The sequence below is a fragment of the Kitasatospora sp. NPDC089797 genome, assembly GCF_040684795.1.
Lineage (GTDB): Bacteria > Actinomycetota > Actinomycetes > Streptomycetales > Streptomycetaceae > Kitasatospora.
The window spans coordinates 118,306-144,521 of the sequence record NZ_JBFBGS010000012.1 but is presented as its reverse complement, the minus strand read 5'-3'; the positions used below and the strand labels follow the sequence as shown (position 1 = coordinate 144,521).

The 26,216-nt window shown below is 73.9% G+C and carries 24 protein-coding genes and 1 pseudogene; 14 read left to right on the top strand and 11 right to left on the bottom strand.

The window, feature by feature from the left end; genetic code table 11:
- The first annotated feature begins 163 nt into the window (after positions 1–163).
- From AB0O91_RS12165 to AB0O91_RS12155, 3 genes are all read left to right on the top strand, one after another.
- Entirely contained in the window at positions 164–1,897 is a 1,734-nt protein-coding gene (locus AB0O91_RS12165; RefSeq protein ID WP_363430720.1) for an ABC transporter permease subunit, read from the top strand.
- Positions 1,898–1,991: 94 nt separating this feature from the next.
- A complete protein-coding gene (locus AB0O91_RS12160; RefSeq protein ID WP_363430717.1) occupies positions 1,992–3,314 on the top strand; it encodes a nitrate/sulfonate/bicarbonate ABC transporter ATP-binding protein in 1,323 nt (440 codons plus the stop codon).
- Between the two features lie 88 nt (positions 3,315–3,402).
- The gene (locus AB0O91_RS12155) at positions 3,403–4,191 is read left to right on the top strand and encodes a hypothetical protein (protein WP_363430714.1); all 789 of its coding nucleotides are present in this window, start codon (positions 3,403–3,405) and stop codon (positions 4,189–4,191) included.
- A gap of 182 nt (positions 4,192–4,373) precedes the next feature.
- On the opposite strand, the gene AB0O91_RS12150 is transcribed toward AB0O91_RS12155, so the two are convergent.
- Positions 4,374–4,982: a hypothetical protein gene (locus AB0O91_RS12150; RefSeq protein WP_363430711.1), complete on the bottom strand. Its 609-nt coding sequence runs from the start codon at positions 4,980–4,982 to the stop codon at positions 4,374–4,376.
- A gap of 346 nt (positions 4,983–5,328) precedes the next feature.
- Between AB0O91_RS12150 and AB0O91_RS12145 the strand changes: the two genes are divergently transcribed.
- The 3 genes from AB0O91_RS12145 to AB0O91_RS12135 all read left to right on the top strand — a co-directional run bounded on the left by AB0O91_RS12145 (position 5,329) and on the right by AB0O91_RS12135 (position 7,820).
- Complete coding sequence (locus tag AB0O91_RS12145) at positions 5,329–6,033, top strand: hypothetical protein (RefSeq protein ID WP_363430708.1); 705 nt, start codon at positions 5,329–5,331, stop codon at positions 6,031–6,033.
- Between the two features lie 399 nt (positions 6,034–6,432).
- Positions 6,433–6,672, top strand: coding sequence for a hypothetical protein (locus AB0O91_RS12140; protein ID WP_363430706.1), 240 nt, complete (start codon positions 6,433–6,435; stop codon positions 6,670–6,672).
- A 335-nt stretch (positions 6,673–7,007) separates the two neighbouring features.
- Positions 7,008–7,820 carry an SAM-dependent methyltransferase gene (locus AB0O91_RS12135; protein ID WP_363430703.1) on the top strand — a complete coding sequence of 271 codons (813 nt, stop codon included), beginning with the start codon at positions 7,008–7,010 and terminating at the stop codon, positions 7,818–7,820.
- A 31-nt stretch (positions 7,821–7,851) separates the two neighbouring features.
- Here AB0O91_RS12135 and AB0O91_RS12130 read toward each other — a convergent pair.
- Positions 7,852–8,052: pseudogene (locus AB0O91_RS12130) on the bottom strand (helix-turn-helix transcriptional regulator); the annotation flags it as partial.
- Between the two features lie 61 nt (positions 8,053–8,113).
- On the opposite strand from AB0O91_RS12130, the gene AB0O91_RS12125 reads away from it, so the two are divergent.
- Positions 8,114–8,500 carry a hypothetical protein gene (locus tag AB0O91_RS12125; protein ID WP_363430700.1) on the top strand — a complete coding sequence of 129 codons (387 nt, stop codon included), beginning with the start codon at positions 8,114–8,116 and terminating at the stop codon, positions 8,498–8,500.
- A gap of 53 nt (positions 8,501–8,553) precedes the next feature.
- Here the strand turns inward: AB0O91_RS12125 and AB0O91_RS12120 are convergent, their stop codons facing one another.
- Entirely contained in the window at positions 8,554–10,167 is a 1,614-nt protein-coding gene (locus AB0O91_RS12120; protein ID WP_363430697.1) for an MFS transporter, read from the bottom strand.
- 204 nt (positions 10,168–10,371) lie between these two features.
- Here AB0O91_RS12120 and AB0O91_RS12115 point away from each other — a divergent pair, with 204 nt between their 5' ends.
- Positions 10,372–12,438 (top strand): MDR family MFS transporter, encoded by a 2,067-nt coding sequence (locus AB0O91_RS12115; RefSeq protein WP_363430694.1) that lies wholly within the window; start codon positions 10,372–10,374, stop codon positions 12,436–12,438.
- Between the two features lie 40 nt (positions 12,439–12,478).
- On the opposite strand, the gene AB0O91_RS12110 is transcribed toward AB0O91_RS12115, so the two are convergent.
- The 4 genes from AB0O91_RS12110 to AB0O91_RS12095 form a co-directional block, all read right to left on the bottom strand.
- Positions 12,479–14,287, bottom strand: a complete 1,809-nt coding sequence (locus AB0O91_RS12110; protein ID WP_363430691.1) for a stealth family protein — start codon at positions 14,285–14,287, stop codon at positions 12,479–12,481.
- A gap of 318 nt (positions 14,288–14,605) precedes the next feature.
- Positions 14,606–14,839, bottom strand: a complete 234-nt coding sequence (locus AB0O91_RS12105; RefSeq protein ID WP_363430689.1) for a hypothetical protein — start codon at positions 14,837–14,839, stop codon at positions 14,606–14,608.
- 77 nt (positions 14,840–14,916) lie between these two features.
- A complete protein-coding gene (locus tag AB0O91_RS12100; RefSeq protein ID WP_363430686.1) occupies positions 14,917–16,224 on the bottom strand; it encodes an MFS transporter in 1,308 nt (435 codons plus the stop codon).
- Between the two features lie 135 nt (positions 16,225–16,359).
- Entirely contained in the window at positions 16,360–17,004 is a 645-nt protein-coding gene (locus tag AB0O91_RS12095) for a GntR family transcriptional regulator (RefSeq protein WP_363430683.1), read from the bottom strand.
- Between the two features lie 209 nt (positions 17,005–17,213).
- Here AB0O91_RS12095 and lysA point away from each other — a divergent pair, with 209 nt between their 5' ends.
- The 3 genes from lysA to AB0O91_RS12080 all read left to right on the top strand — a co-directional run bounded on the left by lysA (position 17,214) and on the right by AB0O91_RS12080 (position 19,768).
- Positions 17,214–18,551, top strand: coding sequence for a diaminopimelate decarboxylase (lysA, locus tag AB0O91_RS12090; RefSeq protein WP_363430681.1), 1,338 nt, complete (start codon positions 17,214–17,216; stop codon positions 18,549–18,551).
- Between the two features lie 45 nt (positions 18,552–18,596).
- The gene (locus AB0O91_RS12085; RefSeq protein ID WP_363430678.1) at positions 18,597–19,523 is read left to right on the top strand and encodes a LysR substrate-binding domain-containing protein; all 927 of its coding nucleotides are present in this window, start codon (positions 18,597–18,599) and stop codon (positions 19,521–19,523) included.
- A gap of 83 nt (positions 19,524–19,606) precedes the next feature.
- Entirely contained in the window at positions 19,607–19,768 is a 162-nt protein-coding gene (locus tag AB0O91_RS12080; protein WP_363430675.1) for a hypothetical protein, read from the top strand.
- 44 nt (positions 19,769–19,812) lie between these two features.
- Here AB0O91_RS12080 and AB0O91_RS12075 read toward each other — a convergent pair whose 3' ends face one another.
- Positions 19,813–20,850, bottom strand: coding sequence for an aldo/keto reductase (locus tag AB0O91_RS12075; RefSeq protein ID WP_363430822.1), 1,038 nt, complete (start codon positions 20,848–20,850; stop codon positions 19,813–19,815).
- Between the two features lie 126 nt (positions 20,851–20,976).
- On the opposite strand from AB0O91_RS12075, the gene AB0O91_RS12070 reads away from it, so the two are divergent.
- Together AB0O91_RS12070 and AB0O91_RS12065 are read left to right on the top strand one after the other, a co-directional pair.
- Positions 20,977–21,597 (top strand): TetR/AcrR family transcriptional regulator, encoded by a 621-nt coding sequence (locus AB0O91_RS12070; RefSeq protein WP_363430672.1) that lies wholly within the window; start codon positions 20,977–20,979, stop codon positions 21,595–21,597.
- Between the two features lie 97 nt (positions 21,598–21,694).
- Positions 21,695–22,378, top strand: coding sequence for a C39 family peptidase (locus AB0O91_RS12065; RefSeq protein WP_363430670.1), 684 nt, complete (start codon positions 21,695–21,697; stop codon positions 22,376–22,378).
- Between the two features lie 13 nt (positions 22,379–22,391).
- Here AB0O91_RS12065 and AB0O91_RS12060 read toward each other — a convergent pair whose 3' ends face one another.
- Positions 22,392–23,456: a TerD family protein gene (locus tag AB0O91_RS12060; RefSeq protein WP_363430667.1), complete on the bottom strand. Its 1,065-nt coding sequence runs from the start codon at positions 23,454–23,456 to the stop codon at positions 22,392–22,394.
- Positions 23,457–23,616: 160 nt separating this feature from the next.
- The gene (locus AB0O91_RS12055) at positions 23,617–24,102 is read right to left on the bottom strand and encodes an inorganic diphosphatase (RefSeq protein WP_363430819.1); all 486 of its coding nucleotides are present in this window, start codon (positions 24,100–24,102) and stop codon (positions 23,617–23,619) included.
- A 136-nt stretch (positions 24,103–24,238) separates the two neighbouring features.
- Between AB0O91_RS12055 and AB0O91_RS12050 the strand changes: the two genes are divergently transcribed.
- Entirely contained in the window at positions 24,239–25,054 is an 816-nt protein-coding gene (locus AB0O91_RS12050; protein WP_363430664.1) for a hypothetical protein, read from the top strand.
- Positions 25,055–25,070: 16 nt separating this feature from the next.
- Here the strand turns inward: AB0O91_RS12050 and AB0O91_RS12045 are convergent, their stop codons facing one another.
- The gene (locus AB0O91_RS12045) at positions 25,071–26,138 is read right to left on the bottom strand and encodes a CocE/NonD family hydrolase (RefSeq protein ID WP_363430816.1); all 1,068 of its coding nucleotides are present in this window, start codon (positions 26,136–26,138) and stop codon (positions 25,071–25,073) included.
- Positions 26,139–26,216 lie beyond the last annotated feature (78 nt).

Here is a 26,216-nt window from a genome sequence, read left to right as displayed (position 1 = left end):
CAGGCCCCAGAGGACCCCACCGGGCCCGCCACCCGTGAGCAGCCCTCCGGTGGCGGGCCCGTGCGTCTGCGGCGAGGCTGGTGCGCGGCCGGGCCGGTGCCCGGACCCGGGCGCCGAGCAGCGGCAAGCGGCGGCGGAGAGCAGCGGACGGACGGTGGTGCGGGTGGCCGGCGGCGGTTTCCCCTCGCGCGGTGTGTGGCGCCGGCCCGAGCTGCGCTGGGTGGACCTCCTGGTCGCCGCCGCGCTGGTCGCCGGACTGTACGGACTGCTGCGGCTGGCCCCCTCCCTGGACGCGCCGTTCCTGCCCGACCAGGCCCCCTCCACCGTCTCCACCGACCCGTCCGACCTGCCGTTCTACGCCGTCCGCTCGCTGCTGCGGATGTTCGTCGCGCTGATCGCCTCGGTGCTGTTCACCTTCGTCTACGCGACCGCCGCGGCCCGGCTGCGCCGGGCGGAGAAGGTGCTGCTGCCGATCCTGGACATCCTCCAGTCGGTGCCGATCCTGGGCTTCCTGTCGATCACCGTCACCGCCTTCATCAACCTCTTCCCCGGCTCCACCCTCGGCCTGGAGTGCGCGTCGATCTTCGCCATCTTCACCTCGATGGCCTGGAACATGACCTTCGCGTTCTACTACTCGCTGGTCAGCCAGCCGCGCGAACTCGACGAGGCGGCCCGGGTGATGCGGCTGACCAAGTGGCAGCGGTTCTGGCGGCTGGACGTGCCCAGCGGCATGATCCCGCTGGTCTGGAACGGGATGATGAGCTTCGGCGGGGCCTGGTTCTTCCTCGCCGCCTCCGAGTCGATCAGCGTGCTCAACCACCACTACGCGCTGCCCGGGATCGGCTCCTACGCGGCCACCGCGATCGGCAACGGCGACCTGGACCAGGTCGGCATCGCGATCGGCGTGATGGTCGTCATGGTGATCGGCGTCAACGTGCTGTTCTGGCGGCCGATGACGGCCTGGTCGGAGCGGTTCCGGGTGGAGGAGTCGGAGGCCGCCGAGCGGCCGCGCAGCGTCGTCCTGGACCTGCTGCGCCGCTCCAGCCTGCCGGAACTGGCCGGCCGTCCGCTCCGGCCGCTCGGGCCGGCGCTGGACCGGGCCACCCGGGTCTTCGGCCTGGCCGAGCACCCGCTGTCCCGCCCGGCCTCCCGGGAGCGCACCGGGGACGTCTTCTTCGCCGGCGCGGTGGCCGCGGTCGTGCTCTACGGCGCCTGGCAGGCCTTCGACTACCTGCACCGCACCGTCGGCCTCGGCGAGTTCGGCCACGCCTTCGCGGTCGGCGCGGCCACCTTCGTCCGGGTGCTGGTGCTGCTCGCGGTCTCCACCGTGGTGTGGGTGCCGGTCGGGGTGTGGATCGGGATGAACCCCAGGGTCACCCGGTTCGCCCAGCCGGTGGTGCAGGTGCTGGCCAGCTTCCCGGCGAACTTCCTGTTCCCCTTCGCCACCGCGGTCTTCCTCGCCCTCGGGATCTCGCTGAACCTCGGCTCGGTGCTGCTGATGGCGCTCGGCGCCCAGTGGTACATCCTGTTCAACGTGATCGCCGGGGCCTCCGCGATCCCCAGCGACCTGCGCGAGGCGATGACCGGCTTCCAGGTCCGGGGCAGGCTGCGCTGGCGGGCGTTCATCCTCCCGGCGGTCTTCCCGTACTACGTCACCGGCGGCATCACCGCGGCCGGCGGCGCCTGGAACGCCTCGATCGTCGCCGAGGTGGTCGACTACGGCTCGCACCACCTCACCGCCACCGGGCTCGGCGCCTACATCGCCGACGCCACCGGCACCGGCGACTTCCCGCGGATCCTGGTCGGGGTGAGCGTGATGAGCGTCTACGTGGTCGCGCTCAACCGGCTGCTGTGGCGCCGGCTCTACCGGCTCGCCGAGACCCGCTACGCCCTCTGACCCGCCGCACCCGCTCGCCCGCCGCACCCGCTCGCCCCCGCCGTACCCGCTCGCCCCCGCCGTACCGGCCGTACCCGACCAGGAGCCAGCCACCATGACCGCCGCCGCCACCCGCACCACGATCGTCGAGGCCGCCGACGTCACCAAGACCTTCACCACCCCGGACGGGCGGGCGCTGCCGGTACTGGACGACATCAGCCTGGACCTGGCCGAGGGCGAGATCGTCGCCCTGCTCGGCAAGTCCGGCTCCGGCAAGTCCACCCTGCTGCGCTGCCTGGCCGGGCTGATCTCGCCCTCCTCCGGGACGGTCACCTACCGCGGCACCCCGCTGAAGGCCGCCAACCCGGGGGTGGCGATGGTGTTCCAGTCCTTCGCGCTGCTGCCCTGGCTGACCGTCCAGCAGAACGTCGAACTGAGCCTCCAGGCCCGCGGGGTGGGCGAGGAGGAGCGGCGCGAACGGGCGCTGCGGGCGATCGACCTGATCGGCCTGGACGGCTTCGAGGGCGCCTACCCCAAGGAGCTGTCCGGCGGCATGCGCCAACGCGTCGGGTTCGCCCGGGCCCTGGTGGTCGAACCGGACGCGCTGTTCATGGACGAGCCGTTCTCCGCCCTCGACGTGCTGACCGCCGAGAACCTGCGCAACGAGCTGGTCGGCCTGTGGGAGGGGCACGAGGCCCCGGTCAAGTCGATCCTGATCGTCACCCACAACATCGAGGAGGCGGTGCTGCTGGCCGACCGCATCCTGGTGCTGTCCTCCAACCCCGGCCGGATCCGCTCCGAGCTGACCGTCGACCTGCCCCGCCCGCGCGACCGCCGCACCCCGCAGTTCGAGGCCCTGGTCGACACCGTCTACGGCATCCTCACCGGCCGCGAGGAGCACCCCGCCGCCGAGCACCCCGCCGCCCGGCAGGCCGCCACCCCGATCACCACCCCGCTGCCGCCCGCCACCGTCGGCGGCCTGGCCGGCCTGCTGGAGATCCTGCTCGCCATGGGCGGGGAGGAGGGCCTGGCCGAGATCGCCGACGAGCTGAACTTCGAGGTCGACGACCTCCTCCCGCTGGTCGACGCAGCCGTCCTGCTCGACCTCGCCCGCACCACCGGAGGCCGCTTCGCCATCACCCCGGCCGGCCGCGAGTTCGCCGACGCCGACATCCTCACCAGCAAGCAGCTGTTCGCCCGCAACGCCGCCCGCCGGGCGCCGCTGGTCCGCGCCATCGTCCAGGCACTGGCCGCCACCGAGGACCACAAGCTGCGCGAGGACCTCTTCCTCGACCTGCTGCGCGCCGGCTACGACTCCGAGGACGCCCGGCGCCAGCTGGAGACCGCCATCGACTGGGGCCGCTACGGCGAGCTGTACGACTACGACGCCGACGACGCCGAGTTCGTGCTGGAACCCGGCGCCGAGGCGGCGCTGTAGCGGTACGCGACTCGACGGTGGATGGATCTCCGCCGGCGGGTACACCAGTTGACGCCGGATCAGCGCTCTCACCAGCGAGGAGGCATCCGTGTCCGATGACCGGAGTGCCGGAAGTGCCGTCGACTCCCCCGAACCCCCCGCAACGCCTCTCACCCCCATCACCCCCATCACCCCCGACTCCCCCGACTCCCCCCAGCGGACGCTCCAGGACGAGCGGACCGTCACCTTCCTGCGCCTCGGCGTCGGGGCGATCGGCGTGCTGCTGCCGCCCGCCCTGCCGCTGGGCAACTGGCTGGCCGACGAACTGACCGGGCGCGCCACCGACGGCTTCTGGCCCGCGTCGATGAGCGCCGCCTACTACGGCGGCACCCGGAACCTGCTGGTGGGCGCCCTGTGCGCGCTCGGGGTGTTCCTGGTCTGCTACCGCTTCGACCGGCGCGACGACCGCTGGAGCACGGCGGCCGGGGTGTTCGCCCTCGGGGTCGCGCTGTGCCCGACGGCACCGTCCGATCCGACCGGTCTCCAGCGCACGGTCGGGGTGCTCCACCTGGTCTTCGCCTCACTGCTGTTCGTGATGCTGGCGCTGTTCTGCCTGTTCTCCTTCCGCAACCCGCGCTCCGCGCAGCCGGCCCGGGTCTCCACCGCCTACCTGGCGGCGGGCGTGCTGATCCTGGTCGCGCTGCTGGCGGCGGCCGGCACCGGGCTGTCCGGTTTCGGCTCGGACTGGGCGGTCCGGCCGATGTACCTCTGCGAATGGGTGGCCACCTGGGCCTTCGGCGCGGCCTGGATCGGCGCAGCGGTGGAGTCGGCCCCCGGACGACACCGCACCGGCGCGATTCCCCGACAGGCCACCGCACCCGGGCTGCGGAGCGCCTGAGCCCTCGGATGCCGGGTGGGCTGTGCTCTCGCGGGCCCTGCCGGCTTCGGGACCGGCCGGTCGTCCGCATTCGGACGACCGGCCGGTGCCGAACGGGATCATGCACAGGCGGCGGACCGGCACACCCCGGGGCCAGGGGCCGGACGTCCTGCCGGACTCGCCGTTGGCCGTGTGCGGGTTCACTACCGGAGCTGCTCGGACCAGTCACCCCGCTGGCGATAGGAGCGGCCGTCACCGTCCTGTTCCAACCCGCCGGGGACGACGTCATCGTGGTACGGATACTGCTCCGTCACCGTCGCCAGGAGGAACTCCAGGAAGCCTCCCTCGAACAGGTCCCAGTCCCGCATCGAGTGGAACTTGGCCGCGACCGGCCACCGGTCCGGGTCCGGGCCCCGCATCAGCCAGAAGAAGTGGTCGGAGTTGGAGTTGTTGCCCCACTTCAAAAGCCCGCCCTCGGCCGGAAACAGCGGATGGGGGCACTCGTCGTAGTCCCCGTCCCGATAGCACTCGGCCAGCCAGGCGCAATATCCGTAGGGCTCCGTCGTGTTGTACAGGAACCCCTCGAAGCCGAGTGGCTGCCTGACATCGGGGCCGGGCACTGCCGATGGCGTGTAGATGTGCAGCTCGTTGCTGATGCTGACCGACCCATACCGGTCGGCGAACGCCCGGTAGTCCGACGGCAGTTGCAAACCGGTCTCCTCGGCCCCGAGCTCCCACGGGACCCGAACGACCCCCTCGAGCGGGGGCCCGATCACCGCCCCGAGCCGGTCCAGCATCTCCTCGACGTCCACGTGCACTCCCGCCAGCCGCCCGTTCCCACCGGGGGCCATCCTCCACCGGTGACACCGGAGAGGGGTGAGCCGGGTGGTACCGGCGGCCTGGTAGGGGTCCGAGGAACACCTGTGCCAGATCGTGTGCTCGGCTTTCATCGGCCCTGGCCACCGGCTGACGGGGCGTCGACGACGGGCCCGGTGGCTGGACGCGGCGCGCTCGGGCACCGGGGATGGCTCCCGTTGCCCGGGCAGACGGATGGCCGGGACCTTCGACCCGCACGAAGGGACCTCCGGGCCGTTTCGATTCCGCGCGCCGGTAAGAGCCCGATGTGCCCGGAGATCCAGGCGTGAGGATTGTCGCGAAATGACGCCGCGCCTTTGGTGCGGCGCTCCGCACGTCATTCACGACAGGGGATTTCAGGTGCGTTTCTCTTCGGCTCTCACGAAGGTTGCCGCAGTTCCTGCCGCGGCCATGGCCATCGTCGGGGTGATATCGCCTCAGGCCCCGGCTGCGTCAGCGACGGGTTCCTCTTCGGCTCCTGGACCCGACGCTGTTCAGCTGCCGGCGGGTGCCACGCCGGAGAACTGGACGATCGACCGCCGGGCCGCCGTCTCCGTGCTTCCCGCACCCGGCCCGACGACCGGCGCCACGTCCTCCGAGGGGCCGGCCGGCACGAGGATGGACGTGTACCAGGAGGTCAGGAACGTGGTGAAGCACGAGAAGGCTCTCTGTGGTGCCGATCCGGTCGACACGGTCACCGGCCGGGGCCCCATGACGCTCACGTTGACCCAGACCCGCTCCGTGGCGACCCAGTGGTCGGCGACCGCCGGTATTACCGCCGGTACCGTGTCCGCCGGTGTCGGATTCAATGTGACCGAGACGGTCACCAATGCCGAGGGCGGCAGCTACCCGGTACCGGACGGCAAGTTCGGCCACCTGGAAGCGCATCCACTGTTCGACCAGTACACCTTCGACGTGTACGACAGGCGCGTGGGCGGCGGTGCCTACATCGGCAGCGGGCAGATATCCCATCCGGCGGGCTTCTGCTACAACCATTGGACGGACTAGAGGAGCCGGAACATGGCGCAGCCCGGAAGGATCGTGGGACTGGTCGGAGTTCTCGCCATCGGGGCCGTGGGATGCACCGGTGGCGGGACACCCGACGAAGCACGGACAGTTCCTCCTTGGCCACTGGGGGAACTGGCGGCCGCCCCGGTGGACCCTGCGGTCCAGCAGGCCGTCGACGGAGCAGCAGGCGGGGGCTCGGCCAGAGTCCTCGGTGCCGTTCGCATCGCTGACACCGAGGTGGTTCTGTCCCTGAGGGACGGCAGGTGCCAGGCAGCCTTCATGGCGGCCGCCCCCGCTGGACCGGGAGCCCCGGGGGTCACGTCCATAGGCGCCGGCCGTCCGACGGCACCGGCCGGTCGGTCCAGTACTCAGGTCCGGCAGTTCCCGGGGGCGGTGCTCATGGGCGAGTACACCGTGGCGTCCATGCAGGCGGACCCCTTCGCATTCGCGGAACTCGGGTGCAGCGAGCGGGCCATGGCAGTCAGGGTGGAAGGCGTCGACGACTCGGCGCAGTTGCGGAAGACGACCGGCGACTCGCTCAGGTACTGGAAGTCCGGCCGGTACGTGGTCGTGGCTGTCGGCGCTGCAGACGCGATCAAGGATGCGGAAGCGGGTGGACAGGATCCGCCGGAGCCGTAGCGCTCCGGCACGCCCCGCCAGGACGTGCCGGTCCGCAGCTTGCGCACCATCCCGTTCAGCACCGGCCGGCCGTCCGAGCACGCGGACGACCGGCTGCTCCCGAAGCCGAAAGAACCTCCGACAGCACAGCCCACTCGGCATCCGACGACGCATGACGACGCACCATGCCCCACCTGGCCCCCCATCACGCGAGTCGCCTTTGAGGACGGCCCCCGGGCACAGCGAATCTGAGCGTTCGTCAGCTCGTCGCGCCGGCGGGCCGTTACCATGCGCACCGGGACCGGCCGCCGCGGGCGGCCGGTGACGGATGCCGGGCAGCAGCGGGGAGCGCGAGCGTGACGAACCAGGACCACCTGTCGGTCGACCTGCGGACGGACGTCCCGCACTCCGCGCGGGTCTACGACTACCTCATCGGCGGCAAGACCAACTTCGAGGCGGACCGCACCGCCGCGCACGCCTCGGTGCGGGCCTGGCCGTCGCTGCCGGTCTCCATGCGCACCACCCGCGAGTTCATGCAGCGTTCGGTGCGCCACCTCGCCCGTGAGCACGGGGTGCGGCAGTTCCTGGACATCGGCACCGGCATCCCCACCTCGCCCAACCTGCACGAGGTCGCCCAGGAGATCGCCCCCGAGGCCCGGATCGCGTACGTGGACAACGACCCGATCGTGCTGACCCACGCCCGGGCGCTGCTGTCCGGCACGGCCGTGGGCCGCACCTGCTTCGTGGACGCCGACCTGCGCGACCCGGAGTCCATCCTCGGCGACCCCCGGCTGCGCGAGGTGCTCGACCTCGCGCGGCCGGTGGCGCTGTCGCTGATCGCCATCGTGCACTTCGTGCTGGACGAGGACGACCCGCAGGGCATCGTGCACCGTCTGATGGCCGCGCTGGCGCCCGGCAGCTTCCTCACCCTCACCGTGTTCACCGGCGACACCGACCCGGTCGGGGTGGGCGGGGTCGGCCGGGAGTACAACGCCCGCGGCATCCCGTTGCAGGTCCGCGACCGGGCCGAGGCGGAGGCCTTCTTCGACGGCTATCGGCTGCTGGATCCGGGCGTCGCCCTGGTCCACCGCTGGCGGCCGGAGGCCGGCGCCCCGGTGGTCCGCGACCAGGACATCGCGATGTACGCGGGCGTGGCCGTCAAGGACTGAGCCGGGCCCGCGACGCCCGCCGTGCGGGCGCTCAGCCGGGGACGGCGACCAGGCCCGTCTCGTAGGCCAGGATGACCAGGTGCACCCGGTCGCGGGCGTCCAGCTTGGCGAGCAGCCGGGTCATGTAGGTCTTCACCGTGGCGATGCTCAGGACGAGTTCGGCGGCGATCTCGGAGTTGGACAGGCCCCGGCCGACCAGGGTGAGGATCTCCCGCTCCCGGTCGGTGATCGCGTCCAGCCGGCCGGGCCCCGGGGCGGTCGGCGCGGGCGGGTCCTTCGGCCTCACCCAGGCGGTGCTGGCCGACCGGGGCATCGGGCAGTCGATCACCGATCCCACGGCGCTGCGGTACGTCGCGGCGGCCGTGCTGTTCGCCCCGGTGTGCGGACTGGTCGGGCTCTGCCTCAGCACGCTGCTGCGGCACAGCGCGGGCGCGGTGGTGGGCACCGTGGTGGTGCTGTTCTTCCTGCCCTCCCTCGTCACCGAGCGCTACCGCTGGACGGCCGACCTCCTGCACGCCCTGCCCTTCCCGGCCTGGCAGCGCCTGGCCCGCGCCACCATGACGGGCCTGCGGCCCAGCGCGTACCCGGCGACGGTCGCCGGCTCCTGGACCACCTACGCGGTCTGGGCGCTCGCCTCGGTGGTCCTGGCGACGGTGGTGATCCAGCGCCGCGACCACTGAACCCGCCCTGCCGTCAAGGGACCCGCCGTGCCGTCACTGAACCCGCCCTGCCGTCACGGGACCCGGGCGGCCCGCTGCCGCCGGCCGGCCCACTCGTCCGCCAGCGCCACCAACAGGGCCACCAGCACCAGCCCGGCCGCCACCGTGACGCCCAGTTGGAAGGCGAGCGACCAGTCGGGGCGGGGGCCGGTCGCGCGGGCGAAGAAGACCGAGCCGACCACCGCGATGCCGACCGCCGAGCCGACCCGCTGGGCGGTCTGCAGGACGCCACCGGCGCTGCCCGCGCGGGCGATCGGGACGTGCTGGAGGGTGAGCGTCTGGTTCGGGGCGATCACCAGCCCGCTGCCCACCCCGGCGACCAGCAGCGGGCCGAGCGTGGTCCAGCCCACTCCGGGCCCCGACCACAGCTGCACCGCCAGCGCCGAGGCCAGCAGGCCCAGCAGCACCAGCAGCAGGCCGAGCACCACCAGCCGCCGCCCGAGCCGGCCGACCAGCCGCCCGCCCACCGCGGCCGCCACGCCGGAGCCGACCGCGAACGGGGTGATCGCCAGACCGGCCGTCAACGCCGAGTAGTGCTGGCCCGCCTGGAGGTAGAGCGTGAAGATGAAGAAGATCGCGGTGAACCCGGCGAAGTACACCAGCGAGAGCAGCACCCCGGCCGCGTACGGCCGCACCGTGAACAGCGCCATGCTGACCAGCGGCTCGTGCCGCCGCGCGTAGTGCCGTTCCCAGGCGACGAAGGCGGCCAGCAGCACCGCCGCCAGCGGCAGCAGCAGCCAGCGGGCCGGGCCGTGCCACTGCTGCTCCTGGACGAAGGGCAGCAGCAGGGCGACCGTCCCCGCGCCGAGCAGCACCACCCCGACCGGGTCGAAGTCCCGGTGCCCGGCCCGCTCGGCGGCCGGGCGGGGCGGCGGGAGCAGCCGGTAGGCGACCGGCAGGGCGGCCACCCCGATCGGCAGGTTGACCAGGAACACCCAGCGCCAGCCGTCCTGCGGGCCGAACAGCTGGATCAACAGGCCGCCCAGCAGCGGCCCGACGGCGGTGGACAGCCCGATGGTCGCGCCGAGCGCCCCGAACGCCCGGCCGCGTTCGGCGCCCTGGAAGAGGACCTGGATGAACCCGGACACCTGCGGCACCAGCACCCCGCCCGCGGCGCCCTGGAACAGCCGGGCCAGCACCAGCCACTCCTGGTTCTGGGCCGCCCCGGCCAGCGCGCTGGCCGCGGTGAACAGGGCGAGCCCGGCGAGGAACACGGCCCGCCGGCTGCGGGCGTCGCCGAGCCGCCCGGAGGGCACCAGCACCAGGCCGAAGGCCAGCGCGTAGCCGCTGAGCACCCATTGGAGGCCGCTGTCGGACATGTGCAGCCCGGCCCGGACGGTCGGCAGGGCGACGTTCACGATGCTGACGTCCAGCAGGGTCATGAACCCGGCGACCAGACAGACCGCCAGCGCCCGCCAGCGGCGCGCCTCGGCCCGCCCGCCGACCGCGGCGGTGGCACCGGTCGGCTGCTCCCGTTCGCGGGGCGGCGGAGGGGAGTCGGACGGCGGCGGGGAGTCAGGCGGCGGGGTGTCGGGCGGCGGCGGGTCGTGGGGCGTCGGCCGCGACGGAGAGTACGGCGGGGAGTGCGGCGGGGCCGCGTCGCGGTCGTGGGAGGCTGGGGAGGTCATGGGAGCCTCTTCCCGGTGTCCGGGGACTGGTCCTGGCTCTGCTGCGGCTCATCCTCGCCCGGCCCGCAGCGGGCCGCCACCCGGGCCCCGCCCCACCTCCGGCCCCGCCCGCCACTGCTCCCGGCCCGGCACCGGCACCGCCCCGGCTCACCCGAACGGACGAACCGGATCGCGACCGGCCCGCCCGCCCCCGAGGCTGGCCGCATGACTGTCGCCACCGAGACCCAGCCCTCCGCCCCGCCGGTGCTCGACGTACGGCAGCGGAACGTCGTCTTCGCCACCATCGTGCTCGGCATGCTGCTCGCGGCCCTCGACCAGACCATCGTCGGCACCGCGTTGCCCACCATCGTCTCGGACCTGGGCGGCGCCGCCCACATGTCCTGGGTGGTGACGGCCTACCTGCTGGCCGAGACGGTGGCCACCGTGCTGGCCGGCAAGTTCGGCGACCTGTACGGGCGCAAGCTGATCTTCCAGGTCTCGGCGATCGTCTTCGTCGGCGGCTCCTTCCTGTGCGGCCTGTCCACCAACATGACCCTGCTGATCGCCTGGCGGGCGGTGCAGGGCATCGGCGCGGGCGGGCTGATGGTCACCGCGATGGCGCTGATCGCGGACGTCATCCCGCTGCGCGAGCGCGGCAAGTACCAGGGTGCGATCGGCGCCGTGTTCGGCCTGGCCACCGTCATCGGGCCGCTGCTGGGCGGGCTGTTCACCGACCACCTGTCCTGGCGCTGGGCGTTCTACGTGAACGTCCCGATCGCCGTCGTGGTGGTGATCGCGGCCGCCCGGACCATCCCATCGGTGCGCTCGGCGGTGCGGCCGGTGATCGACTACCTGGGCATCGCCCTGGTCTCGGTCGGCGCCAGCGCCCTGATCCTGGCGACGAGTTGGGGCGGCAACGAGTACGCCTGGGGCTCCGGGGTGATCATCGCCCTGTTCGTCGGCGGAGCGGTGGCGCTCGGCCTGTTCTGCTGGGTGGAGACCCGGGCGGCCGAACCGATGCTGCCGATGCGGCTGTTCCGCAACCCGGTGTTCGCGGTCTGCTCGGTGCTCAGCTTCATCGTCGGCTTCGCGATGCTCGGCGCGCTCACCTTCCTGCCGACCTTCCTCCAGTACGTGGACGGCGATTCGGCGACCGTCTCCGGCGTGCGGATGCTGCCGATGGTGATCGGCCTGCTGATCGCCTCGATCGCCAGCGGCAACGTGGTCAGCAAGACCGGCAAGTACCGGCTGTTCCCGATCGCCGGCACCCTGGTGATGGCCCTCGGCCTCTACCTGCTCTCCCGGCTCGAACCCGGCACCGGCACCGCACTGGCCTCGCTCTACATGTTCGTGCTCGGCGTCGGCATCGGGCTGAGCATGCAGGTGCTGACCATCGCCGTGCAGAACACCGTCGACTACGCCGACCTCGGCACCGCGACCTCCGGGGTGACCTTCTTCCGCACCATCGGCAGCTCCTTCGGCACCGCCGTCTTCGGCACCATCTACGCCAACGGCCTGAAGACCGAACTGGCCAAGGGCGTCGCCGCGTCGGCCCGGCTCACCGGCGCCGACCCGGCCGTGCTCGGGCACGCCGCCGGGAGCCCGCAGGGCCTGCACCGGCTGCCCGCCGACCAGGCGGCGCCGATCATCCAGTCCTACTCGGACGCCCTGCACACCGTGTACCTGTGGACGATCCCGGTGGCCGTGGTCGGCTTCCTGGTCGCGCTGTTCCTCAAGCAGGTGCCGCTGCGCGACACCACCCGGGCCGGCTCCACCGACATGGGTGAGGGCTTCGCCCAGCCCACCACCAGCGACTCCGACCCGCACCTGGAGTACGCGGTCTGCAAGCTCGTGCGCGGCGTGGACCTGGACACCGTCCGGGGCATCGTCACCACCGCGGACACCCGGGTCGACCTGGCCGGCGCCTGGGCCCTGATGGAGGTCGCCCGGCACACCAAGGCCGTCGGCCACGCCTCGCTCGACCTGATCGCCGTCCGCAAGAAGCTGCCCCCCGAGGTGCTGGAACCGGTCTTCGACCGGATGACCGCCGAGGGCTACCTCACCCGCGACGGCGACGCCCTCGCCCCCACCGAGGCCGGCACCCACGAGGTCCGGGCCCTCGGCCGGGCCTGGTCGGACTGGCTCAACGACCGCCTGGACTCCGACGCCGGCCGCCCCCGCAGCCCCGAGCTGCGCACCGCGGCCGACGCCATCGCCTGGCGCCTGCTGGCCGAGGACCTCGCCAACGGCCTTCCGGCGGCGGCCCGTTCGAAGACCGGCGCCAAGGTCTGAGCCCGCGCGAAGGACGGGTCGGCAGTCGGGCCGACCCGGCTCAGGCCTTCGCCTCGAACGGGGACGGGACCGGGAAGTAGGAGCGCAGGAAGTCGGTGACGGCCGCCTCCTGCGCCGGCGCGGGGAGGAGTTCGCCGTCGGCGAGGCAGAAGCAGTCGGCCCAGCGCTCCTCGTGCAGCTCCGCGAGCCGGTCGAAGTCCTCGGCGCTGTCGGTGGCGAAGTACCCCTCGTAGAGGTGCCCCTCCACGCAGCGGGCGGTGGCGTGGGCGTAGTGCACCGCCAGGGTGATCGGCGCGAGGTCGGTGGCGGCCCGGAAGGCCGACCGGACCGTGCCGTCCAGCTCGGCCGCGAAGCGTTCCGCGCTCTCCGCCAGCAGGCTGCGGCGCAGCGGGAGCGGGGTGTGCTTGAGGGTGCGGGGGTAGGTCTTGCCGACGGCGGCGGCCAGCGCGGCGCGGGTGTTCTTCATCGCGGCCACGTAGACGTCGTCCTCGGGGCCCGGCCGGCCGGGCGGGATGATCCGGCTGTCCGGGAAGTAGCAGGGCAGGCCGTTGCCGAGGAAGAAGTCCTCGGGGGTGAGCGGGCGGCCGAGGAAGACGTCGTCGTTCACGTACAGGAAGTGCTCGGCGAGCCCGGGGACCAGGTGCAGCCGGCTCTCGATGGCGTGCGAGTTGAACACCGGGCCGGCGCCGGCGCCCGCGAAGAGCTCGGTGTGCGGGACGACGGTCAGCCCCGGGTGCTCGGTGGCCAGCCAGTGCGGCACCTGGTCGTCGGTGACCAGGAAGACGTGCCGGATCCAGGGCGCGTGGGCGGCCAACGAGCGCAGGCAGTACCGCAGTTCGTCGCGGTTGCGGAAGCGCAGGTCGGCGTCGCCCTCCAGGCCGTCGCCGGTGGTCCCGTCGGTCGCCGTCGTGCCCGTGAGCCGCTCCCGGGCGGCGGCGCGGCGCCGCTGCCAGGCAGGGTCGGTGTCGTCGACCCAGGTGATCACGGCGTCGATCGGGAAGGTGACCCGGTCCGGCAGGTCGGCGGCGAAGACGTCGACCACCGGGTAGGGCCGCCCGGCGACGGTGGTGGTGCCGGTGGCCTCCAGTGAGGGCACCCACCAGCCGAGCGGGGTCTCGTCGATCGAGGCGACCGCGCCCTCCGAGGAGTCGGCGGCGTCCCAGAACTCGACGTCGCAGCCGGTGTCCGGGCCGTACAGCAGGGTGCCGATCGCCGCGGGCCGGTAGATCCGCACGCCCTTGACCCGGTCGACGGGCCAGACCGGACCGGCCTGGTCCGTGCCCGGCTCCTCGGCGGGCGCGGTCGCCTCCGCGTCCGCCTCCGCCGCCTCCTCCCAGAGGTCCACGGCGGCGGGGAGCTGCTCGGCCAGTACGGTGGCGAGCGTCCTCCCGTGCTCCAACAGATCGGCGTACACGGCCTGTCCGGCGAACCCGGCGGACAGCGCCGCCAGCACCGCGGCCCGGTCGCCGGGCGCTATCGCCAGCCGGTGCCGCGGCAGCCGGTCGGGCACCAGGCCGTGGTCGATCCCGACCGCGCGCAGCACCCTGGCCACCTCGGCGAGGTTGCCGTCCCGGCACTGCCCGGGCAGGAGCGTGCGGCGCGGCTCGGCCAGCAGACCGCCGCAGCGCTCCAGACCGGTGAGCGAGGCGGCCAGCTCCGCCTCCCGGGCGGAGCGCGCCTGCGCCAGCCGCTCGGCCGCCGGAGGCAGCTCCCCGACCGCGGCTGCCGCCTCGTCCTGAACCGGCGCCGGCGCCCCTTCGGCGCCCTCGCCCGCGGCGGGCCGGCGGCGACGCGCCAGGGCGGCGAGCGGGCGCATCGCGGCGGCGAGGCGGACCGGGCGGTCGGACACGGAAAACTCCAAGGGGGGGCTGGTGGCCTTGCCGCGCCATGGTGCTCGGGCGGTGTTTTTGCCTGGACATCCGGTTGCGCCCGGGTTCCTCCCCCACCGCTCAGCTGCGGCGGACGGGGTTCGTCGCGCTGCAGGGGATGGTATTCGAGTTAGCTGAGGGTTTACTGAACGTATTCCGCAGACTTACCTGAAATCAGCGGCATCGTTGAATTCCACCGACCGCGTCTGTTAGGGGCCGGAGATCGGGAAGCGCACCGCGCACCGCGCACCGGCATCGCCCCGGCGCACCGTCGACGGCGGGGCGCGGCGGGGTGGCGGCTACAGGCCGCCGGTGTCGAGGGCGAGATCGAAGGGCGCCGGCAGCCGGACCGGCTCGCCGAACGGGTGCGGACCGCTCACCGATTCGTGCGCCCAGGACGGCGACCTGGGGGTGATGGCTCCCTCGATGATCTCGGTGCGGTCGCCCGCGACGTGCCGGATCGCGTACTTCACCGCCCGCTCCGGGTCACTGACGGTGCTGTAGTCGTCGGGGCGTCGGGGTGCCGTGCTCACAACGCGTCTCCTTCCCGTCCCGCGATTCTGCCCCACACCGTCCGGCCGCCCGGGCGAATGACCGGTTTCGACCGTTTCTAGCCGATCGGGCTCCGAGCCGCGACCGGGTCCGTCGCCCGGGCCGGACGGCGGGAGGAGACAGCGATCACGGCGAGGCTGGCGAGGGCGAGGGCGGTGAGGACGGAGAGCATCACGGTGTAGGAGGCCAGCGGGGAGAGCGCGGCCAGCAGGGCGGGCAGCAGGAAGCCGGAGTAGCAGAGGGCGTAGTAGACGCCGGTCAGACCGGCCAGGTCGTCGGGGGTGACGAGGCGCTGGATCTCCAGCAGGCCGGAGACCACGCCGATCCCGTAGGCCGCGCCGAGCAGCACGGCGCCGCCGAGACCGAGCACGGGCGAGCGGAGCGCGGCGTCACCGGCGCAGACGGCCAGGCCGCAGGCCATCAGGACCATCGCGGCGATGATGCCGCGGGCGGAGGAGAACGAGTCCAGGCGCTTGGCGAGGGGCTGGACCAGCGCACCGGTTCCCAGGGTGAGGACGGTCAGCAGGGTCGCGTACGCCAGCGACCAGTGGCCGAGCCGGTCGCCGACCAGCTGCGGGGCGACGGCGTACGCGACGCCCGCCGAGCCGAACACCCAGGGCGCCATCGGCAGCACCACCCGCCGGAAGCGGCGGTGCCCGGCCGCCGGGACCCTGAGGTCCGCCCAGAGGCTCCGCACGGCGTCGGTGCGGTGCCGGGTCTCCACCGCCTTCGGCAGCAGGAACAGCACCGGCACGGTGACCAGCAGGTGGGCCAGGTAGGGGCTGACCATCGGCCAGGGGCCCCACTGGGCGAGCACGCCGGCCACGCCGGCGCCGAGGCCGAAGCCGAGGGTCAGCGCGAGGGAGGCCCGGCGGGCGCCCGCCCCGGGGTCGGCGGCCGGATCGTGCGGGGCCTGGGAGAGCTCCTTGACCCAGCTGGTGCCCACCGCCATCGCGATGCCGACGGCTATCCCGCTGAGGAACCGCCCGGCGTAGATGGGAAGTTCACCGGCCGCGCCGCCGCACAGCACCGCGCTAGCGGCGAGCGAGGCCACCACCGCGCCGGTCATCAGCGGGCGGCGGCCGTAGCGGTCCGAGGCCGCGCCGCCGACCAGCAGCCCGGGGACCAGCCCGAGGACGTACGCCCCCAGGAAGGCGTCGACGGTGACCTCCGAGTAGCCCCCGAGGTGGCGGTACATCAGCAGCAGCGGGGTGAACTGGTTGCCGCCCCAGCCGCAGCACAGCATGGCCAGGGCCACCAGCGGCCAGGAGCCGCGCCGACCGGCGGGCGGGGCCGGGGCGGGGGTGGCCGGGAGGGGGGCTGCGACGGGCAGGGCGGGACCGGCGGACGGCCGGGTGGTGCTCATGGGGGTGCTGCTCCTTGTCGGATTCGGTGGTCCCGGCGGTCCGTCGGGGTGGTGCCTGCGGGGTGGTGCCTACAGGGGTGGCGCCGGGGTCGCTCCTCGGGAACGGGAACGGGAACGGGGGCGCCGACGGGGCCGTCAGCGGTGGGCGTCCAGGTGGGCGCGCAACGCCGCGGCGAAGCCCTCGGTGTCGCGGGCCGCGATCCGCTCGACCAGCGCCGCGTGCTCCTCGACCAGCCCGTCCAGCCGCTCCGGTCGCGGCCGCAGCAGCTGGACGGTCATCCGGCGCTGGCGGTCCCGCAGCGTCTCGTAGAAGCGTTCGGCGAGCGCGTTGCCGGCCGCCGTGACGATGCCCCGGTGGAAGGCCTCGTCCGCCTCGGCGAAGGCGCCGACGTCGGCCCGGCGGGCGGGCTCGCGCTGGAGCTCGATCAGTCCGGCCAGCCCGCGCACCAGCTCGGCGAGTTCGGCGTCGGTGCGGCGGCCGATCCGGCGGACCGCGCTGCTCTCCAGGGCCTCGCGCAGTTCCAGGACGTCCTCGGCCTCGCCGGGGCCGACCGGCACCACCACCGCGCCGCGCTTGGGGAAGAGCTGGAGCAGGCCCTCGGCCTGGAGCCGCAGGAACGCCTCCCGGACCGGGGTGCGGCTGAGCCCGGTGCGCTCGGCGATCTCGCCCTCGCTGATCAGCGTGCCGCCGGGCAGGCCGCCGCCGAGGATCAGGTCCTTGGTGAGGTCGTAGGCGCGGTCCGCGGCCGGGATCCGGGCGGGGGGCGGGGTGTCGGACATGACATCACCGTAACGCCATAGATACAAGCATGGATGCATGGGTCGCGAACCGTCCGGGCCCGGCCCGGAGGCGGCCCGCGACCGGCCCCGGACCGGGCCGGAGCATCGACGGAGGTACGGCTCAGGCCCGGAAGAATGCGCTTTCTCGCCCCCACCCCACCACGCAGGATGGACAGCGGTTCCACTCTCCGTGACGAAAGAGGCAAGCCGTGTCCCCTGTGCCGCCCCTCGAACCGGGCCTGCTGCCGCTCACCGCCGAAGTCCGGCCCGAGGGACTGGCGGTGGGGGGCGTCCTGCTGGAGCAGCTCGCCCGCCAGCACGGCACCCCGCTCTTCGTCTACGACGAGGAACACCTGCGCAGCCGCTGCCGGGAGGCGGTCGCCGCCTTCGGCGCAGGCAACGTCGCGTACGCCTCCAAGGCCTTCCTCTGCACGGCGATGGCCCGGCTCGTCGCCGAGGAGGGCCTGCTGCTGGACGTCGCCTCCGGCGGCGAGCTGCGCACCGCCCTGTACGCCGGGGTGGAGCCGGACCGGATCGTGCTGCACGGCAACAACAAGGACGAGGCCGAGCTGCGCACCGCGATGACCGCCGGGCTGCACCACATCGTGGTGGACAGCTTCGACGAGCTGGAGCGGATCGAGCGGCTGCACCACGTCGAGGGCCTGCCGCCGGCCCGGATCCTGCTGCGGGTGGCGCCCGGCGTCGCGGCCGGCGCCCACGAGGCGATCCGGACCGGCGGCCACGACTCCAAGTTCGGCTTCGGCCTGGCCGACGGCGCCGCCGAGGCCGCCGTCCGCCGGGCCCGGGCCTCGTCCGCCGTCCGGCTGGAGGGCGTGCACGCCCACGTCGGCTCCCAGGTGCTCGACCCGGCCGAACTCGCCGACGGGGCCGCCACGATGGCCCGCTTCGCGGTGGAGAGCGGGGTCGAGCAGCTGACCGTGGGCGGCGGTCTCGGGGTGGCCTACCTGAGCGGGCAGAGCGCCCCCTCGTTCGCGGTCTGGGCCGAGCGGGTGCACGCGGCCGTGCGCGCCGCGGGTTGGACGGGCGGGGTCGGCGTCGAGCCGGGCCGCTCGATCGCCGCCCGGGCCGGACTGACCCTCTACCGGGTCGGCACCGTCAAGCGGATCGAGGACGTGCGCACCTACGTCAGCGTGGACGGCGGGATGAGCGACAACCTCCGCCCCGCGCTGTACGACGCCCGCTACGAGGCCTTCCTGCCGCGCTGCCCCGAGGCCCCCCGCCCACAGCACGTCCGGCTGGTCGGCAAGCACTGCGAGAGCGGCGACGTGATCATCGACGACGCGGCCCTGCCCGCCGACCTGCGGGTCGGGGACCTCCTGGCCACCCCGGTCACCGGCGCCTACGGCTACGCGATGGCGTCCAACTACAACAAGCTGCCGAGGCCCGCCGTGGTCTTCGTCCGCGACGGCCGGGCCCGGCTGGTGGTGCGCCGGGAGACCGAGTACGACCTGCTGCGCCTGGACGTGGCCGGCGAGGGACCGGGGCAGCCGACCCCCGAGCTGGTGGGCTCCCACCAGGGGGACTGAGGCCCCCGGGGCGGCCCCGGGAGCCCGGCGGCCTACCCTGGGCCGATGCTGAACAGCGCCCGACTGCTCGTCCTGCTGGAGATCGCCCGTCGTGGCACCATCGTGGCCGCGGCGCAGGCGCTGCACCTGAGCCCCTCCGCCGTATCCCACCAACTGGCGCGGCTCGAGCAGGAGTTGGACGTCGCGCTGGTGGAGCGGGGGCCGCAGTCGCTGCGCCTGACGCCGGCCGGCCACCGGCTGGCCGAGCACGCCCAGGGGATCGCCGACCTGATGGCCGCCGCCCAGGACGACCTGCGGGCGCACTCGGCGGCGGCGGCCGGCCTGCTGCGGATCGGCTTCTTCGTCTCGGCCGGGCTGGAACTGCTGCCACGGGCGCTGTCCGCGTTCGCGGCCGGACACCCGCAGGTGGAACTGGAGCTGGTGACGGGCCAGCCGCACGAGCGGATACCCGACCTGGAGGCCGGCCGGCTGGACGCCGTGGTGGTCTTCGAGCACCCGCTCGACCTGTGGAGCCGCCAGGCGGCGGTGGAGCTGCGGGTGTTCTTCGAGGAGCCGCAGCTGATCGTGCTGCCGCCGGAGCACCGGCTCGGGCGGCGCCCGGTGGTGCGGCTGGCCGAGCTGGCGGGCGAGAGCTGGATCGGCACCCACGGCAGCGGCACCGGCGAGCCGGTGCTCGAACGGGCCTGCGCCGCCGAGGGGTTCCGGCCCCGGGTGCGCTGCCGCAGCGACCACTACCAGGTCACCGTCAACCTCGTCCGGGCCGGGGTGGGCGTCGCCCTGATACCGGCGCTCGGCCTGCCCGACCCCACCGGGGTGCAGGTCTGCCGGCTGGACCACCCCCACCTGCTCCGCCGCATCGGGGTGGCCACCCGGGCCACCAACCGCAACCCGGTGCTGCACGCCTTCCTCGCCGAACTCGGCTCCGCCGCCCGGGAGATCGGCTCCGCGCTGGGGCGGCGGTGGGCGGCCTGACATCCTCCGTCGCCCCCTGTGCGGCGGGTTGCGGCTGTGTCATGCTTCAGCGGCCGGAATCCATCCCAGCTGATTGGACCCTGATGATCCGCCGGATATCCGCCCTCCTGATCGCCGCGGCCGCCCTCCTCCCGGTCGGCGCGGCCTGCGTCCAGCACGCCTCGGCCCCCGCCGGCACCGCCGACACGGCCGTCGGCAGCACCGCCGGCGGGAACACCGCCGAGCGCCTCGAGCACAAGGGCTGACCCCGCCGCCCGCCCGGCCCGCCGGGCCGGCGCCCGAAAGCGGCTCAACCGGCCAGCGGCGGGTTGAGCCGGGCGAAGGCCTCCTGCCGACGGTAGGGGAAGTACGGGTAGGGGGCGGTCCGGGCGCTGGCGGCGTCGAGGCGGGCGACCTGGTCGGGCGTCAGGGACCAGCCGACGGCGCCGAGGTTCTGGCGGAGCTGCTCCTCGTTGCGGGCGCCGATGATGACGGACGAGACGGTCGGGCGGCGCAGCAGCCAGTTGAGGGCGATCTGCGGCACCGTCCGCCCGGTCTCGGCGGCGATCCCGTCCAGGGCGTCGACCACCCGGTAGAGCAGGTCGTCCTCGACCGGCGGGCCGTAGTCCGCCGTCTCGTGCAGGCGGCTGCCCGCCGGGAGGGGTTGACCGCGGCGGATCCGGCCGGTCAGGCGGCCCCAGCCGAGGGGGCTCCAGACCAGGGCGCCGACGCCCTCCTGCTCGGCGAGGGGCATCAGCTCCCACTCGTAGTCGCGGCCGACCAGGGAGTAGTAGACCTGGTGGGCGGCGTAGCGGGGGCGGCCGTGCCGGTCGGCCAGGGCGAGGGACTTCATCAGCTGCCAGCCGGAGAAGTTGGAGACCCCGGTGTAGCGGATCTTGCCCGCACGGACGAGGTCCTCCAGGGTGGCGAGCACCTCCTCGATCGGGGTGCCGGCGTCGTAGGCGTGCAGCTGGAAGAGGTCGAGGTAGTCGGTGTCGAGGCGGCGCAGCGCGTCGTCGACGGAGCGGATCAGGCGGGCGCGGGAGGTGCCCGCCTGCTGGGGGCCGTCGCCGACGGGCAGGCCGGCCTTGGTGGAGATCAGCACCTGGTCGCGGCGGCCGCGGACGGCCTGGCCGAGCACCTCCTCGGAGGCGCCGTCGGAGTAGACGTCGGCGGTGTCGAAGAGGGTGACACCGGCGTCGAGGGCGATGTCGAGGAGGCGGCGGGCCTCCTGGACGTCGGTGGTGCCCCAGGCGCCGAAGAGCGGGCCGCTGCCGCCGAAGGTGCCGGTGCCGAGGCTCAGGGCGGGGACCTGGAGGCCGGAGGCGCCGAGTCGGCGGTATTCCATGCCGGTGGATTCCGTGGTGGTGGACATCGGAGTGCTCCCCTCGGAGTCCCTAATGGGACTCTCGTTCCGTTAGGATGGGTCCAACGTAGCAGACTCCGCCCGACTAATGGAACAGGAATCCCGTTAATGGTCGACGAGCCCTCCACGCCCGGCACCGTCCGCCCCGGCGGCCGCACCGCCAGGGTCCGCGCCGCCGTGCTGCGGGCCGCCGAGGACGCCCTGGTCGAGCACGGCTTCGGCGGTCTCGACCTCGGCGACCTCGCCCAGCGGGCCGAGGTCGGCCGCACCACCGTCTACCGCCGCTGGGGCAGCACCACCGCCCTGGTCGCCGACCTGCTCGCCGAGCTGGCCGAGCAGTCACTGCCGCGCACCCGCAGCGGCTCGCTCGCCGAGGACCTGCGAGCCAACGCCCGCCTGGTCCAGCGCACCCTGGCGGACCCCCGGCGGGGCGCGCTGTTCCGCGCCGTCATCGTCGCCGCCAACGGCGACCCGGGCACGGCCGAGGCGCTGCGGCGCTTCTACCTGCGCCGGGTCGAGGAGTGGGCGCCGTGCGTCACCGAGGCCGTCGAGCGGGGCGAACTCCCACCCGACACCGACCCGTTCGAGGTGATCCGGGCGGTGTCCGCGCCGCTCTACTACCGGATGCTCACCACCGCCGAGCCGCTCGACGAGCCCGCCGCCGACCGCGCGGCGGCGGCCGCCGAGGCCGCCGCCCGGGCGGGGGCGTACCGGCGCCAGGAGGTCTGAACACACCGACGGGGACCGCGCCCCGCCGCACACGCTCCGTCACCTGATCGGGGCTCAGCGGCTGCGGAGCGCAACCGGCCTTCGTAGCGTCATGGCCATGATGAAGACCTTGAGAACATCACTGCTCGCCGTGCTGACCACCGCGTCCCTGGCGACGGGCGCCGGCTACGCGCCGTCCGCCGCGGCGGCCGAGGCGTCGGCCGTGAGCGTCCCGTACTTCCACCAGCAGCTCGGCGACGACTGCGAGGCCGCCGCCCTGCGCATGGTCCTCGCCGCCCGGGGCATCCAGGCGGACGACCGGCAGATCCTGGACCGGATCGGCGTCGACCGGGTGCACCACGAATTCGGGCACTCCGGCCCGCTGTCCGGCGACCCCTACGCGGCCTTCGTCGGCGACCCGGACGGCTCGGAGACGGGCGGCACCGGCTTCGGCGTCTACTACCCGCCGGTGGCCGGGGCCGCCCGCTCCTACGGGCTCACGGTCCTCCGGGACGCCGAGGGCGTCTCCGTCCAGAAGCTGAAGGACGAGCTGGCGGCCGGCCACCCGGCGATCGTCTGGGTGGACTACCTGTGGCGACACCTCACCGCCACCACCTACACGGCGTACGACGGGCGGAGCGTGCCGTACGCGGGAACCGCCGAACACACCGTCGTGGTCACCGGGTTCAGCAACGGCAAGGTGTCGCTCAACGACCCCGCGCGCGGCCGCACGACGGTCTCCGAGCAGGAGTTCGCCGCCGGCTACGCCACTTACGCGCACATGGCGGTCGTCGTCAACTGAATCCGGGGACGGCTCAGAAGAAGGAGTCGTCGTCGTCCTCGTAGTAGTTGTTGACGACCACCTGCGGCTCGTCGTCGCTCAGCGCCTCGTTGATCAGCATGCCGCCGACCAGGCCCGCCGCACCGGCGCCGATCATCGCCCCGGTGCCGAAGCGGCGGCCGCCCTGCTCCTGCTGGTGCTGGGCCGGCACCTGCGGCGGAGCCTGCTGGGGGTAGCCCTGCTGCGGGTACTGCTGGGGGTAGCCGGCCTGCTGCGGCGTGTAGAACGGCGGGACGGTGGTCTGCACCCGCTGGGCGCAGGCCGCGCAGGTCTCGACCTGGCGCGGCACGCCCCACTGCGGCTGCCACAGCACCACGGCCGAGCCGACGCCGTGGGTGGGGTCGAAGAAGCAGGTCACTGGTGAACTCCCGGTTGCTGGCTGGGTCTTCGGAACAGCGGGAACGGCAGGAACGGCAGGAACGGCGGGGGCGACGGCCGGCACGGGCGGGGCGACGGCCGGAGCCGGGGCGGCCGGCGCGGGCTGCAGGACGTCGACGCCGAAGTCGGCGGCGATCCCCGCGAGCCCCGAGGCGTAACCCTGCCCGACGGCCCGGAACTTCCAGTCCGCACCGTGCCGGTAGAGCTCGCCGAACACCATGGCCGTCTCGCTGCCGGTCTCCGGCGTCACGTCGTAGCGGGCCACCTCGGCGCCGCTGTCCGCGTCGGTGAGCCGGACGTACGCACCGCGCACCTGCCCGAAGGTCTGCCGGCGCTGCACCGCGTCGTAGACCGCCACCGCGAAGACGACCTTCTCCACGTCGGCCGCGACCCCGTCGAGCCGGACCTCGATCCGCTCGCGGTCCTGGCCGCCGCCCTCCGTACCGAGGTGGCGGACCGCGCCGTCCGGGCTCTGCAGGTTGTTGAAGAAGACGAAGTGCTGGTCCGTGGGCACCTTCCCGGAGGCGCCGCAGAGCAGCGCGCTGGCGTCCAGGTCGTACCCGGCGCCGACCGTCCACCCGAGACCGACCCGGACGGACCGCACACCGGGGGCCTGCCGGTTCAGGGAGACGTTGCCACCCTTCGTCAGGGCCACACTCATCGGGTTTCCTCCACCGTCCGCATCACGCCGCACCTCGCGGTTCTCTCGCTGTTCGACCACGACAACGCTGTAGAGCCCGCGCCGGTTCCCCGTCGTGGGCCGTTGTTCGATCACGATCCGGGACGGCGGCCCGCCCGCCGCCGTCCGCCCGGACGGCGGGTCAGACGGGGCGGGCGAAGCGCGTCCCCGCCGCCCGCGCGCGGGACCCGGCGATCTCGGCGTACGCGGCCTCGCGCCCCGCCCAGTGCGAGCCCACGACCGACTTGCCGCGCTCCAGGTCCTTGTACACCTGGAAGAAGTGGGTGATCTCCAGCAGGTCGAACTCCCGCAGGTCGCCGATGTCCCGCAGGTCGGCGTAGCGCGGGTCGCGGGCCGGGACGCAGAGCACCTTCTGGTCCGGGCCGCGCTCGTCGCGCATCACCCACAGCCCGACCGCCCGGCAGGTGAGCAGGCAGCCGGGCACGGCCGGCTCGCCGCCGAGGGCCAGGGCGTCCAGCGGTTCGCCGTCGCCGCCGAGGGTGCCCTCGACGTAGCCGTAGTCGGCCGGGTAGCGGGTGGCGGTGAAGAGGGTGCGGTCGAGGCGGATCCGGCCCGCGTCGAAGTCCATCACGTACTTGTTCCGCGATCCCTGCGGGATCTCGATCATCACGTCGAACTCGGCGGGTTCCACCGCAACCTCCTCGTCGGCTCCTGGGCCTGGGCCGATTGTCCGCCGTACGGGCCGCGCGGGCACCTGTCGAAACGGCCTCCGCCGTTCGGACCCAGCCGATAGCATCCCGGCCATGGGGAGCTGGCAGGTCACGGTCATGGACCACCGTCACGAGCCCGGCGGGCGACCGCAGGGACGACCGGAGGGGCCGCTGGCCCGGCGGGACGGCTGGGAGGTGCACGGCGGGGACGGCGAGCTCAGCTGGGTCGACCCCGGCGGCCGGGTGCGCTGGCGGCAGCCCTGCCCGGGCCGGCCGAACGCGGCCCACCTCTCCGCCGACCGGGTGCTGGTCACCACCAGTTCCTTCGAGTACACCGCCTGGGGCCACCTCGGCCCGGCCCTGCTGCTGGACCTCTCCGACGGCGCCCCGGTGGCCGAACTGCGCGGCGAGCACGGCGCGGCGCTCGGCGACGGGCGCTTCGTGCTCGGCCTGGAGGGCTACGACGCCTTCGACAGCTGGGCGCACGACCGCGACGGCGCCGTGGTCGACTCCTGGCGCAGCTACGGCCACTACGTGGTCGGCGGCGGCCTGCGGGTGGTCGAGACGGACCGCCGCCGGCCCACCGGGAGCCGGGTGGTGCGGCTGCTGCCCGGCGGGGCCGTCGAGCGCGGCCCGCTGCTGGCCGACGCCCAGGCCCCGGCGCCGCTGGTCCTGGACGACGGCACCCTGCTGGTGCTGGACGCGGGGGTGCTGCGCGCCGTCGGGCGGGAGCTGGACGACGCCGTGCTCGCCGAACTGCTCCCGCTCCCGCCCGCGGAGCGGCACCGCTTCACCGGTGCGCTGCGCCGCACGCCCGGGGGCCTGACGGCGACGCTGGTCGAACGCCATCCGACCCGGATGGGCAGTTACTCCACCCGCACTTGGACCCTCGGCCTGCGGCGGCCCTGACGGTCCGCACGCACGCTCACGGCCGGACCACCGGCAGGTCGAGCACCGAGCCGCGCTCCCCGCCGTACCCGATCCGGTAGCTGGCCAGCCCGTCGGCCGGGAGCAGTTGGAAGGAGTCGGGGTTGGCGGCGGCGACGGTGAGCCGGATCCGCTCGCCCGCCTTGAACAGCACCGAGACGGGCTGGAGGTCGATCACCACCCGCTGGGCCCGCCCCTGCGGGAAGGGCGCGGCGTCGGCGGCCGCGTAGCTGCGCGGCGTGCGCAGCCGGCGCCAGTCGGGGTTGTCCGCCGGGTCGGCCACCGCCCGGTCCGCCAGGGCGAGTTGGCCTTCGGTCAGGTAGCTGACCCGGCCGTCGGGGGTGACGTCCTCCAGGTAGACGTGCAGGGCGCCGTTCGCCGAGCCCGCCAGGCCGGTGACGTCGAGGGTGACCGTGCCGTTGCCGGTGACCCTGGTGGGTGCGGTCAGCGGCGCGGTGGTGTAGCTGAGCAGTCGGGCGTCGACGGCGGCCCGGTCGGGGTAACTCACCCTGCCCCCGTTGAGGTTGGTGTTCCAGCGGTCGAGCGGTCCGGTGCCGGCCGTCGGGTCCAGGCGGAGCAGGTCGGAGCCGGCGGGAGTGCGCTCGGCGCCGAGCGTGCCGCCCGCGCCGAGGCGGAACGGGCGGGTGCAGGTGCCGGGCACCGGCCAGCGGGTGGTGGTGCGCCAGACGTCCTCGTTGAAGGTGTCGTAGTGCACCTGCCGGGTGCCGTCGGGGCGGGCGCCGTCCCGCACGTAGCGGTCGAAGAAGTCGACCACCCGCTGGTCGTTCGCCTCGCGCTTGGCCGGGGTGAGCGGCCGGGCGGGCCGGAACGGGTCGGCGAGCCAGCCCGCGCCGTGGTTCCACGGGCCGATCCAGTCGTCCTGGGTGTTGGACAGGCCGGTGAACTGGGACAGCACGCCGTCGGCCGTGCCCGCGTCCAGCCAGCCGGCCCGGGTGAGCACCGGTGTCCCGCCGTCCTCGACCGCGTCGGTCTTCTCCCCCACGCTGCCGACCGTCCAACTCTGCGGCCCGTTGCGGTAGTCGCGGTAGGCGCCGGCGTGGGCCAGCTCGACCAGGTTGGCGTTGTCCGCGTGCTCCGCGCGGGCGGCGGCCAGCAGGGCCGGTCCGGCCGGGCCGTCGACCGG